Source organism: Anabaena subtropica FACHB-260 (assembly GCF_014697105.1).
Classification (GTDB): Bacteria; Cyanobacteriota; Cyanobacteriia; order Cyanobacteriales; family Nostocaceae; genus Trichormus; species Trichormus subtropicus.
Genome location: NZ_JACJRF010000005.1, coordinates 170772 through 183959 on the forward strand (window position 1 = coordinate 170772; position 13188 = coordinate 183959).

The window sequence follows — 13188 nt, forward strand, 5'->3', positions numbered from 1 at the left end:
AACCATGTAAAGCCTTTTATGTCCATCATATTTTGTAATACAAACAGTAAATCTTACGTTTTGAAAAGGTAAAAAATATGTCAAAAAAAATAGGGATAATTACTTATCATTTTACAATTAACTACGGTGCTACGCTACAGGCTTATGCTTTGTCTCATTTCTTAAAAGACAATGGATATGATGTAGAAATTATTGATTACAGACCCAGATCACTGAGATGGGAAGATATAAAATATTTATATTTTTCTAAACATTCTTTTTTAGATCCTAAATTGATTATCAAGAGTCAAGTAAAGAAATCAAATATGAATAATTTTGTAACTAATAATCTTAATCTTAGTTCAACAAGATTTTATGAAAAAATTAATTTAAAGCAGCACAAACATGAATATGACTGTGTAATTTGTGGTAGTGATGAAATATGGAATATAAATACTCATAGAGGTTTAGATGAAGCTTACTTCATAGATTTTATAGCTGAAAAAGATACCACTAAAATAAGCTATGCAGCTAGTTGTGGTTCTACAAAATTTTTTGGTGATCATGAAGAGCTTCTATCTACATTGCTAAGAAATTTTCATGCTGTTTCAGTGAGAGACAATAACAGTTTATCATTAATCAAGAGCTTTGATATCAATGCAAAAAAAGTTCTAGATCCAACATTTTTAGTTGATTATAAAAATGTTATGAGAGTACCTAATAATAAAAATAAATATGTACTTGTATATGGTTTATTAAAGCAAAGAGAAGCTATATATGTAAAAAAAATAGCTGAAAAAGAAGGATTAGATATTATTTCTATTGGTTCTCCTCAAAGTTATTTAAAGCCATTTCTTAAACTGGATTTATTTGATATTTCACCAGAAGATTGGCTTGGTTTTTTCTACAATGCTTCTTTCATAGCTACCCAATTTTTTCATGGCGTGATCTTTTCCATTATTTTTAATAAACCCTTTATTGTTTTTGACCGACAAACAAAATCAATAAAAGTCAGAGATTTGTTAAGTTTCCTTGAATTAGAGAACAGAATTATAAATTTGAGTGACTCTTCAAAAATAGCGATAGATAATTATTTTAATTTAATATTGCATCCTATTGATAACATTCAAAAGATAAAATTAGACAATGAAATTCAATTATCAAAAAAATTCTTGCATGAATCTTTGAAATAATTTTGTTTTGGATACTTATTATGTTTTCAAGTCATTCATGAAATGATTTTATTGAATGATAATTCATATTAGATACTATTAGAATTAAAATCTAAAAAATTAAAAGGACTCAAATTTTGAAAATTTTACACCTTAGCACTTATGATACTTATGGTGGGGCAGCGATAGCTACTTACCGATTATATAATGGTCTGCAAAAAATTGGTGTTAACTCTCAGATGCTTGTGCAGGTAAAATTCAGTAATAACAATTCTATTACTGCGATAGGCAACAAAATAGTTCATAAATATCCCAAAGTAAAACCCCATTTAGATTCGTTACCAAAACTACTTTTTAGACATATTGATAAGAGTCAAAGAACTTCATACTCTTTGCAATGGTTACCAGATTCTATGGTGAATAAAATTGAAAAAATTGATCCTGATATCATTCATCTTCACTGGATATCAGGAGGATTTATCAATATAGAAACGATAGCTAAACTAAATAAGCCTATTATCTGGACACTACAAGATATGTGGGCTTTCACTGGTGGGTGTCACTATAGTCAAGAGTGTAAACGCTATCAACAAAGTTGTGGTAAATGCCCACAAATGCCTAAAAGATTCAATATCGATTTATCTCGATGGGTATGGGAGCGTAAAGAGAAAGCATGGTCTGATTTGAACTTTACAATTGTTACCCCTAGTAATTGGCTTGCTGAATGTGCTAAATCTAGCTCTCTTTTTTCAAAAAGTGATATAAAAATTATTCCTAACTCGCTAGATATAAGTACATATAAGCCAACCGAGCGAAAAACAGCAAGAAATTTACTTAACCTTCCGCAAAATAAGTACCTGGTTCTATTCGGAGCAGTTAATGCAATTGGTGATAAAAGGAAGGGATTCCATTTACTACAGCCAGCTTTACAGAAGATGAGTCAATCTGGATGGAAAGACAAGATAGAACTAATTATTTTTGGCTCATCTCAACCAGAAAATCCAGTTAATTTAGGCTTTAAAGTACATTACATGGGCAAAATTAGTGATGAGACTAAGCTTGCGCTTCTCTATTCATCAGCAGATGTGATGATTGTACCCTCAATCGAGGAAGCCTTTGGACAAACTGCTTCGGAGTCTTTAGCTTGTGGTACACCAGTAGTTTCTTTTGATTCAACAGGGTTAAAAGATATAGTTGAACATCAACAAAATGGATACCGAGCAAAATGCTTTAGTTATGATGACTTGGCAAATGGGATTGTTTGGGTAATAGAAAATAAAGAGCGACATCAAAAGCTTTGTGTTAGTGCTTGTGAAACAGTCAAACAAAAATTCACATTAGAATTACAAGCAAAAAATTACTTGTCTTTATATCAAAATATATTAAAAATAAATAGTTAAAAATATGAATGCTATAAAACACCCCTTAAAATATTACTTTTTATGGTTTTGGATACTTCTCCTGACTGCAAGCGTTATTTTATCACCAAGACTAAGTGAAAATGGATTATTAAAGTTTATACGTATAGATGATATATTATTTCCAATTACATTAATAACTATGTTGATTTTTATTTCTGATACTCTTCTTATAAGAAAAGTTATATTTGCATTTATATATTTATATATATTTAATTTTATAGTCCTAATTATAACTCATTACTCAGGCTTAAATAGCGTTTCTATATTAGAAAAAGGGTTACCTTTAGTAAAAAATTTTCAGTATTTAATTTATTTTTGTTTGTGTTTTATTTTGAGTTCTAAATCTAAAAACCTTATAGAATACCAACGTGTATTTATTAGTATTTATATTTGTTTTATTCCCAATTTTTTTCATGGATTATATCAAACAGTTACTTTGAATTTTACAGGTTATTATGGGTTAGGAATTTTAAATGAAATTAGCCCTACCCTTACTGGAGCAGTCTTTTATTTTGCAACTATCATTTGTAGTACAATTATATATTTGATACCGAAAAGAAACTTAAAAGCCATTTATTTATGGATATGCTTTTCTGCCATAAATGTGATATTTACTGCCTTATCTGGATCAAGGGGTGCTTGGTTAGCTTTATTTAGCTACTTACTAGTTGTAGGGATTTACACATTAAAAAATATTATTAGTAGTAATAAAATTAATAAAAGGAATATAAACATTATCATAACTATTGTTACTAGTATATTAGTAGTTTTTCTAGTATTGCTTTTGTTTAGAGATTTTGGGTTAAAACTAGAATCTTTACTAACACAAGTTCCTAGTAGATATTTAAATATAAACGTAGAGCAAGTACAGGATGAGGCTAGAGTTGTTAACTGGTCTTCTGTACTTTCTATGTATGTAGAGTTTGTTCATCAATTTCCATTATTAGGATTATTCGGATTGGGATCAGGTGGAATTTATGAAATTTTTGGTCAGTTGTTAAATGCTGCTGATAGTCAGTTGGTATATACAATTGTAAGCGGTGGATTAATAGGCACGTTGTTGTATTTAAATGCTTTAGTTAAGTTGTATATGTTTGCCAAAAAATACACATCAAAATCTAACATAAAGTTAACCCCTGTTTTTGTAGGTCTATTTTGGTCTTTTATGGTTTTTTCTGTTTCACAAGAAGTATTTAATCTTTCAAAAACGGGAGGATTATTTTGGATATCGTGTGGTTTAATACTAGGAATAGCTTATAGTGATTTTAATTTTAAAAACCAAATAGCGAGTGATATCTGATTGCAAAACATTTCTATTAATCAGTCATTTATAATATTTTAGCAACAAGCAAAAGTTAATATGAATGAATTTGAATCATTACAAGTACAATTTGATGTTATTACAATCACAAAAAATTGTGTTCAAAGAATTACTGAAACTTTGAATAGTGTAAGCTCTCAAACATATCAAAATATTAATCACATTATTATTGATGGTAATTCTTGCGATGAAACTGTAAATACAATTAATAAATTTAGTCATACAAAAAAAATTACACTCTACCAGCAAAATGGTTCTGGTATTGCAAATGCTTTCAATACTGGACTAAGTAAGGCTTCAGGAAACTTGGTAATATTTTTAAATGCAGGAGATATATTTGTTGACCAAGATGTAATTGAAAATATTATTAATTCTTATTTCAAAAATAGCTGGTTGTGGGCATTCGGCGAAACTATATCAATTAGTCGCAAAGGATATTTAAAAAGACATATTAGACAGCATGAGGAATGGCGGCAGGAATTATTTTTATATGGTAATCCTATATGCCATCAATCTACTATTTTTACTAAAGAAATTTTAGATGAAGTGGGATTATATAATGAATTACTTCCTCTAGGAATGGATTATGACTTTAACATTAGAGCTTCTTTAATAGAAGAACCACATCTTCTAAGGTTTCCGATTTCATATTATGAAATTACAGGTGTATCTTCTATGAAAGTATTTCAAGCTTACAAAGCCCATAGTGATATTAGAAAAAGATACTTTATATATACTAATCATCGTAATTTCCAAATTGATACTATTGGCTTTAGTAAGGCAATTAAACGTTTTTTGATGATACCATTAAAGTTATATCTATGAGTATTAAAAATATAGAATATCCAAGCTTAAGTTTAGCTATTCCAGCTTATAACGAAGCTGGTAATATAGAACATTTAATTAGAGAATTTTTGAAAACTGAATATCCAAACTTAATAGAAGTAATTGTGGCTGATGGTGGTAGCATCGATGGGACACAGGATATTATTAATAAATTGTCGTTAGAGGATTCTAGAGTCAAACTACTACACAATCCTTTAAAAATTCAATCGGCTGGTCTAAATCTCATATTGCAAGAATGCACAGGTGACATATTTCTCAGGGCTGATGCTCACTCTGAGTATGCACCAGACTATATAGAACGATGTGTAGAAGCATTATTAGAATCTAAAGCTCTGAATGTGGGAGGCGCACAAAGATTTGTAGCTAAAAATCCCTTTCAGGCTGGGGTAGCACTGGCTTCTAAAAGCTTTTTAGGCAGTGGTGGGGCTAAATACAGAAACCCTAACTATAACGGCTATGCTGATACAGTTTATTTAGGATGTTTTTGGACGAAAGAATTGCGCGATGCTTCTGGGTTTGATATTTCACAAATTACTAACCAAGATGCTGAATTAAACCAAAAATTACTCAATAAGAATCCAAAAGCTATATATATAAGTTCAGATATTTGTGTATGGTATTATCCCAGAAAAACTTGGAAATCTATTTTTATTCAATACTTCAAGTACGGCAGAGGACGTTACTTAACTAGTATTAAACACACAAAGCAACTGCAACTGAGAGGAAAGCTACCATTTTTATTTATATCAGCTACATTGTTGTTATCACTGATTGATTTCATTATTCCTCAGTTATCTCTACATACAGAAGCATTGATTCTGACTGGCTTACTTTTTCCATTCGGGGAAAGTTTACGCACAACTTTAAAATTTAGTAAAAGCTTTACTACAGAGTTATGGCGCGGTAGTGAAGAAGAACTTCCTTCTTATTTAAGTCTGTGGTTTTTCTGTGGAGTTACCTTGCTAACTATGCCAATTGCTCACTTTTCTGGCTACGGATATCAGCTATTTAGGCGTAGATTTCTAAAAGTTACAGGTTGGTGAATCAAAGAGATTATTTCAAACGAGAGTTAAATCTAGCAGCACTGCGCCCAGTCGCAATCCACAAAAACGATCGCCCTCCATCTCTTAATACTCTTACCCATGATTCTGATGGCTGATTTTGAGACGCTACAGCCACAGGTGTAACCACAGTTCCCTGGCCACCCAAAACTATGGTTGCGATCGCTTGCGCCCTCCGTATATGATAATCCGATGTAATCAAATATATATGCTGTAACCTCTGGTCAGCAAAATCTCCTGCCAAAGTCGTGAAATTAGTCACAGTATCCGTTGCTCTACCATCCAAATGCAACTTTGCTTCAGGAACACCATACTGTAAAAATATCTGGCGATTAGCGTCTAAATTCCAAGCAAAATCAGAAACCCAAATATCTAAATTCTGCCGATACTGCCAAAATTGCGCTGCAAACCGCATCCTCTCAGCCGCACCACCCAACACAAAAATAGCCTGTGGTACGGGGGCTTGTTGAAAAGCGATCGCTATCCTCACAGGAATAATACTAGTAAATATTAAGGCGATCGCTAAAATCCATCTCAGTAATTTTAGTTTACCTTTCATGCCCTCAGAGAGTAAAAGAGGAAGAAGGAGAAGAAAATGAAACCGCAACATAGCACTGAGGTGAAAAACTAACCAGAAAAACCATAAGTGGGTAATCCAACCAGATTAGTCTCAACAGCAAACAAGTCACCAGAGTAGAAACTTTTGTCAATCTCTTTCTCACTCATTCCAACGGAAGCACTAGTAATATACAACGTCCGCAAATCTTCACCGCCAAAAGTACAACTAGTAGGACGCTGCACTGGTAACTTGATCTGTGATATCTCCTCACCCTTGGGGTTAAAGCAAATCACACACCAACCGTCCCACATCGCCACCCAGATATTTCCCTGACTATCTATCGTTAACCCATCAGGATAGAAAGATTCACCAGTTAAATCAACAAAAATGCGGCGATTGCTAATTTTACCTGTTACTGTATCAAAGTTGTAAGCATACATTTTCTGCTGTTCAGAATCATTCAAGTAAAACGTCTTTTCATCAGGACTCCAACCTAATCCATTAGAAATCGTCAATCCTGTTTCCATGACTTGTAAAGAACCATCAGGATCGTAACGATAAAGACTAGCTTCAGTTTTCCCAGGAGACGCGGAACCGAACCAAAAACGTCCTTGGCGATCGCACTTACCGTCATTAAAGCGATTATCTGGCTTATCTGCTTCGATCTGGATAATTGGTGTCACTTCACGAGTGTCTAGGTTAAGAAATGCCAAACCATCGCGCTGTGCCATCATCAAGCGATGGGAACTAGTTAGAGCGATCGCCCCAACCACATCTCCCACATCAAAACCTAAATTTTCCCCAGTCGCAGGCTTAAATCTGTTTACCCGATGGTTATAGATATCAACCCAATATAGCCAGTGATGATTTGAGTCCCACACTGGCCCCTCTCCCAAACGAGCGCGAGCCGTTAAAACATTGTTGATTTGATAGTCAATCTGCATATTTCAACAAGAATCCTCTGGTTTAAGCCAGAGGATTTTCAATAGCACCACTAATAACTTTAATCTCATTACGTCCAACTTTTAACATTTATTCAGGTCAACTCTTAACTGCTTCAGCAGTTTCCCAATTTCCTGAAAATTCTCGTCTTTGGTAAGTTTTTGTAGAACTCCAGAGTTACTTTCCATCACAATTTGATTGTAATCATTGATGGCAGCATTCAACTTATTGATATCCACATTCAGAGATTCTTGCTGCTGTTCCGTTTCTGAATCTACTACTAAAGTGCTAGCAGGAACATCTGATGCAGATGCTGATTGATTTTCAGCTAAACCCAATAAAGCACCTACCAATGTTTGCGCTGATGATACAGCAATTCCGGAATTTCCTAGAGAAGCTTGTAGCTGATTAGCTGCTTCTGCTCCATTCGAGCCACCCTGTAAGATAGTGAGAATAATTGCTGATGGATTTTCTTGTTGTCTATTAGCGATCGTTGCATTCAAACAATTCTGAACTTCTCTTGATATCCTCAGACGGCGATCGCTACCAACTTCCGCATTCACCCCAGGCGCTATTTCAGGGGATGACAGAAAATTTGCTGGATTGAAATTATCACCAGAAAATGAGCCAGAATCATCACTACCTCCTGTGATACCAGCACTACCAGCATTTACTCTCACAGGCGTACTCACTAAAGACACCAGCAAAACTAGAACTAGACTAAGAGAAAATTGTTGCTTCTTCATTGCCTTAATTTTTGATGAAATTCTAAGATAACTCAGCAGTTAAAACCGAAAAGTGTACCCTGCACTCAGGGAAAAACCCAGCCCAGTATCAAGGTTGCTAGTAACATCCGTGAAAATAGCGTTGATAACTATGGGTGTGTTCTGGAAAGGAGCAAAAGATGCACCCATGTTGAGACGATTTCCAGTCCAGCTACTTACCAAAGATACTTGAGGTATCACCCTTAAACCTAAACTTGCAAAAAGATTCACAGCATTTTCATTTGCATCTATTGCACCCTTGGAACGAAAAGCACCACTACCAAGACCGACAGAAACAGTCAAAGGCATTTTATTATCAGGACTATCTGGTTGCAATGGAAATGACCTAGTAACTACCCCATAGATGGTATCTTTAGCTCTGTTAACATCTCCCCATTTAATAGGATTTGACCAACCCACAGCTACGGCTGTCCCATCACTAAAGTATTTATGTAGTTTGAAGCCTACACCACCACTATCACCGAAATCAAAATCGTTACCACCACCGACACTGGTAATATTGACATTAACCTCTAGCCCTACAGACTTAGCCGCATCTCCCAACCCAAAACCAACAGACAAAGAACCATCTACCCTGTCTCTACTTCTTTCTAAAGGAAAATACAAACCACCACCAATATAGGCTTGTCCAAAACTTGCACCATATCCAGAAGGAGTCCCCGCAGATGAACCAGGAGAAGCCTTTGTCCGTTCTCCCGGTATCACAATGGGATCAATCAATAGTTCTTGGCGTAATTGATTAGTATCGCCAAAAGTATCTCCTACAGTTCCAGAAGAATCTATTTGAGCAATAACTTGAGGCTCTTGTGGTTGAGATATATTAGCCTGTTCTTTTGCAGGTAATTCTCGATTAATATCTGGATCAGCTAATAAATCTTTACTGAAATTATCATTGCTTGCTAACACATTTGCCGATTCAACTAAAAACTTATCCTCTGCAAAAGAATTGCTAAATGTTTCCGGCTGGACGTTAGCAATAAAACCATCATTAAAACTTACCGAATGGAGTTTAGCCAGATGACGATTTTTTTTATGTGCCAGTAACTTTTGCCTCAGGCTAATCTTTAATTGTTGATGAGATTCAGATTCTTCGGGGTTTTGAGGCGCAGTCAATTTAGCCTGTTGATTTTCCGAAACAATGCTCTCCTTTGCAACTGCCGATTTGTTGGCAACAGCTACAAACATGAGTATAAAAGTAATCAGTCTTGTCCCTAAACTCCAGTAATTAAAGTTAATACGAACGTAGTCAGAAATATCACTACCGTTGATATTTGTGGAGATTTTATCCATCAAGATTTCCTTGTTATCCAAGACTTTACGTAAATATGCTTGCAATTTATACGTAAAATCCCTTAATTGAAAATGGTAATCTTACGGAAATATAAAACCAATTCGCAATTTACAATTTCTTAAGAGAAGGACTAAGGGAACACCGAAAAATTATTCCAAATTGACGGTTAGTAGGGTGCGTCAGTATGAATATTTTCTTGGTATAGCTAGGTTTTCTGGCACTGACGCACCCTACATTTTGGGCATTTTTTGATCTGGAAGTCCCTAAAGTCCTGACTACAAAACTTTCACACCCAATTAAGATATCTTGATTTTTTCAGTTTTCATCTTCTTAAAATTAATTCGAGTCAACTGATAAGCACCTTTAATAGCTAGATTTTCGTAACCATCTGGTGACAAGTCCATTTTGAAAAAGTTTTTCTTTTCAGTCACAAGTAACAATGAAGACGGCTTAACTTGTTGATTAGCTAGATTGCGGATATATTCCACACCCTGTTCTGTTGAATAGATAAAATTTATCCGTTTATGACTGTAAAAAACCACACTTGGCTTTTTGAAACCAACCATCATGATTTCTTCTGTTGGTTGTTGTACTTGGGAGACAACAGCAGATAAATCTCTCAATGGTAGTTGACGTTCTTGATCCATCAAAAACAAAGCAGGCATGGTGACAACAATTAAAAATGCCACAAATGCCAGCAAATTAATACTGATAATATAATGCCAAGAACGGCGTAAGACTAAGGCCGCCACTAGGACTGCACTCACAAGCCATAGCCAACCGCCTATTATTGGTAAACCAGCAGCTTGTAAGTTTTCGCGGAAATTAGGTGCAGCTTGATCGCTTCCCAGTAAGTGGGATAGGTGAAACATTGCTACCGCCAATGCACTTAAAAAGATGACATTTAGCCAACCACTAAGCAGTAAAAAAGAAGATGGGTAACTAACAGATGTCTTGCTGGTGTTTTTACGGCTTGAGAAGAAGTCGCTCCACAACAAAGCGATTAGAATAGCGGCGGCTGGCATTAAAGGTAAGACGTAGCTTGGTAGTTTAGTAACGGCGATCGTAAAGAAACTAAAGACACTGATAAACCAAACGCAGGCAAATAAACCCAATTGCTGGGAGCGTTCTTGTTTAAGCCAGTGCGATCGCTGCCAAAACTTCAGTCGGAAAATTGCTAAAGGTAAATATACTGAATATGGGGCAAAAAATAGCAACACTATCACAAAGTAAAAATACCAAGGAGCCGAGTGACCATTCACTACGTCTGTAAAACGCTCCACATTGTGATAGCCAAAAAACGCATCAATAAAACTCTGGCCATTGCGCCAAATCACCAGCGCATACCAGGGAACAGATAAACCCAAGATGATTAACATCCCTAAGAACAGGCGCATTTCTCGCACTACTGTTCGGAATTGTCCCAAGTACAGCAAAAACGCCAAGATAATGATCCCCGGTAAAACAAAACCTACCGGGCCTTTAGTCAAAATTGCTCCAGCCGTTAGCACATAACAAGCCAAATACCACTTGTTAGGTAATTTTGAATTTGGATTAGTTAATTTTGCAGTGTCAGAGTATCCCAGAAAAAAGCATAACAAGGCTGATGCGATACACCCAGTTAGCAGCATATCGGAGACACCGGTTCTTCCCCAGACAATCATTTGGGCATTGAGTCCCATCAGACCTGCGGCTACACCAGCTGTTAAATAGCGGCGAGTCGGCTGTGTCACTTGCTCTAACTCATCTTTTTTAGCCAAAGACCACTGTACAGTGTAAAAAGCTAAAGCCACTAATCCCATTGCTGCAAGTGCTGAGGGTAAACGTACTGCCCACTCATTCACACCAAACACAGCATAGGCGATCGCTTGACACCAATAAAGTAGCGCAGGTTTATCAAAACGAGTTTCACCATTGAAAAATGGCGTAATCCAATCACCCGTCACTAACATTTGCCGGGAAGCTTCAGCAAATAATGGCTCTGTTTCGTCAACCAAGCCAACACTGCCTAAATGCCATCCATAGCCTATCCAAGCAATGAGAATCAACCACAGAATTGAGGCAGTCACAGCAAGGGCTGGACGCTTTACTATACTATTGAACCACTGCTCAACAGTGTCAAGAACGCTCAATTTTAACCTCATTAGTCACTGGTCATTAGTCAATAGTTATTAGTCAATAGTCATTAGTCAAGAGTTATTGGCTCTTTGACCAAACTGAATACTTAGTGCTAAGTATTCAGTTTTAATTCAGCACCCATAATTTTATTTTTCATTGTGAACTATTAACTGGTTACTTGTTGCACTAATCATAAGTCGTTCAACGACTATGTTTTGTTCTTGAGTATTTATACTTTTTCACTATAGACCGTTGACTGTTGACCTTTGACCAATGACTATTGACTAAGAACTAACACCCATTCTTGGCTTTGGGAATTCCAACTGGGCTGGGATGTTTCACCGACGACATAAGGCCCCCAGTAACGCCGCGAACCATCTTGGGCAAAGGCTACTAAGACATCGCCTTTGTCTAGTTTCAAGCTGCCATTTGGCAAGGAAAGAATTAAACCTTTTTCACTGCCTTCTTGGGGATCAAAATCCCAATGAGCAGGAATATCAGCTTGTTTGGTAGTCGAGCTTTTATTACCTGATTGCCGAGGCAATAGAGCTAATCTCACAGGTTGTTCTGTTTGATTACTCATTCGCAGTTTCCCTGGAATCTTGGTATTACCAGCCAAGGACTGACGTGCAGCCAAGATAGAATTTGTTTGCTCGCTTTTCTGGACTGGGGAATTATTTGGTATCTCTGTTGTATTTGTGACTTCAGTAGAGCTACTCGGTAGTGCCAAATTAGTTTCTAATTGGGGCATATCAATAGATATACCTGAAGATGTATCTGGATCTGTAGCTTCAAATGATACTGTCATCTCCCAACAACCCACAAGTAACCCCAGTAGACCCAAGGCGCAAGCTGTCACCGCAGCATTACGATACACTGAAGATTTCATATTGATATTGATTTTAGAAATAATTATTTGTGTAGGCTTGACCAAATACTAGCCTATTCTGACTAGGGATAATCAAACAAAATTGCTTATTCCCTTGGTATGGACTTCTGTAAAAATTTGCTCAGTTATGTAGCATAAATGTCATTTTTACCAAAAACCGGGAGCATGAATAATTACCTAACTTATCCACCATAAAAGCTATGAAAAGCTGAATTATGCTAGAAGTAACGTATGATTTTTGTGAATAAAAAGGTAGCTTGTAATACATTGACTATATATTTATGCGTAAAAATACAACAATATTTTTTGGAGAGTCGGTAATTTGCGGCACAGGCTATTTTCCCTCAAAACCACAATTTGAGCAACAGAGGATTGTTTACATTTCTTAATGTTTTTCCCCAGCATCTTGGTATTTTATACTAAATTGATAGACTTTCCCTAGCTGCCAATCATCTCCCAACAACCTCATCAATGCAAAACACTCGTCTTAACAACTTATTCGATGCCATTGCTAGGCAGTTGGGGCAATGGTTTTTGAATCCTTGGCGGCGGTTGTCGCTGCTACTGATTAGTTTTTTATTAGGCATTTTTCTAGGTACAGTAATTTCGACAACAGCAGGACAAAGGTCAGAACTAGATGTTGTTATAGCCGGATTTTTAGTATTTTTGACAGAGGTTACTAGCAGAATATTTTACAGTCAAAGCTTTTTTGCTAGGCGATCGCTCTTGGTAGAATCTCTGAACCTCTTAAAGGTCGGGTTCATTTACAGCTTGTTTATTGAAGCCTTTAAGCTGGGATCGTAG

12 protein-coding genes are annotated in these 13188 nt (G+C 35.9%); 6 read left to right on the forward strand and 6 right to left on the reverse strand.

Annotation, left to right across the window (positions count from 1 at the left end):
• Nucleotides 1-77 precede the first annotated feature (77 nt).
• The 5 genes from H6G18_RS04855 to H6G18_RS04875 all read left to right on the forward strand — a co-directional run bounded on the left by H6G18_RS04855 (nucleotide 78) and on the right by H6G18_RS04875 (nucleotide 5782).
• Nucleotides 78-1172, forward strand: a complete 1095-nt coding sequence (locus tag H6G18_RS04855; RefSeq protein WP_190405956.1) for a polysaccharide pyruvyl transferase family protein — start codon at nucleotides 78-80, stop codon at nucleotides 1170-1172.
• A 116-nt stretch (nucleotides 1173-1288) separates the two neighbouring features.
• Nucleotides 1289-2551 (forward strand): glycosyltransferase family 4 protein, encoded by a 1263-nt coding sequence (locus H6G18_RS04860; RefSeq protein WP_190405957.1) that lies wholly within the window; start codon nucleotides 1289-1291, stop codon nucleotides 2549-2551.
• A gap of 4 nt (nucleotides 2552-2555) precedes the next feature.
• Nucleotides 2556-3872, forward strand: a complete 1317-nt coding sequence (locus H6G18_RS04865) for a hypothetical protein (RefSeq protein ID WP_190405958.1) — start codon at nucleotides 2556-2558, stop codon at nucleotides 3870-3872.
• Between the two features lie 60 nt (nucleotides 3873-3932).
• Nucleotides 3933-4718, forward strand: coding sequence for a glycosyltransferase family 2 protein (locus tag H6G18_RS04870; protein ID WP_190405959.1), 786 nt, complete (start codon nucleotides 3933-3935; stop codon nucleotides 4716-4718).
• A complete protein-coding gene (locus H6G18_RS04875; protein WP_190405960.1) occupies nucleotides 4715-5782 on the forward strand; it encodes a glycosyltransferase family 2 protein in 1068 nt (355 codons plus the stop codon). Before H6G18_RS04870 ends, H6G18_RS04875 begins: the two co-directional genes overlap by 4 nt.
• Before the next feature lie 10 nt (nucleotides 5783-5792).
• Here H6G18_RS04875 and H6G18_RS04880 read toward each other — a convergent pair whose 3' ends face one another.
• The 6 genes from H6G18_RS04880 to H6G18_RS04905 all read right to left on the reverse strand — a co-directional run bounded on the left by H6G18_RS04880 (nucleotide 5793) and on the right by H6G18_RS04905 (nucleotide 12384).
• A complete protein-coding gene (locus H6G18_RS04880) occupies nucleotides 5793-6359 on the reverse strand; it encodes a YdcF family protein (protein ID WP_190405961.1) in 567 nt (188 codons plus the stop codon).
• Between the two features lie 68 nt (nucleotides 6360-6427).
• Nucleotides 6428-7303 carry an SMP-30/gluconolactonase/LRE family protein gene (locus H6G18_RS04885; RefSeq protein WP_190405962.1) on the reverse strand — a complete coding sequence of 292 codons (876 nt, stop codon included), beginning with the start codon at nucleotides 7301-7303 and terminating at the stop codon, nucleotides 6428-6430.
• 81 nt (nucleotides 7304-7384) lie between these two features.
• Nucleotides 7385-8047: a hypothetical protein gene (locus tag H6G18_RS04890; RefSeq protein ID WP_190405963.1), complete on the reverse strand. Its 663-nt coding sequence runs from the start codon at nucleotides 8045-8047 to the stop codon at nucleotides 7385-7387.
• 39 nt (nucleotides 8048-8086) lie between these two features.
• Nucleotides 8087-9376 carry a hypothetical protein gene (locus H6G18_RS04895; protein ID WP_190405964.1) on the reverse strand — a complete coding sequence of 430 codons (1290 nt, stop codon included), beginning with the start codon at nucleotides 9374-9376 and terminating at the stop codon, nucleotides 8087-8089.
• A gap of 297 nt (nucleotides 9377-9673) precedes the next feature.
• Complete coding sequence (locus tag H6G18_RS04900) at nucleotides 9674-11521, reverse strand: ArnT family glycosyltransferase (protein WP_190405965.1); 1848 nt, start codon at nucleotides 11519-11521, stop codon at nucleotides 9674-9676.
• A gap of 251 nt (nucleotides 11522-11772) precedes the next feature.
• A complete protein-coding gene (locus tag H6G18_RS04905; protein ID WP_190405966.1) occupies nucleotides 11773-12384 on the reverse strand; it encodes a hypothetical protein in 612 nt (203 codons plus the stop codon).
• 471 nt (nucleotides 12385-12855) lie between these two features.
• Between H6G18_RS04905 and H6G18_RS04910 the strand changes: the two genes are divergently transcribed.
• The gene (locus tag H6G18_RS04910; RefSeq protein WP_190405967.1) at nucleotides 12856-13188 is read left to right on the forward strand and encodes a DUF565 domain-containing protein; all 333 of its coding nucleotides are present in this window, start codon (nucleotides 12856-12858) and stop codon (nucleotides 13186-13188) included.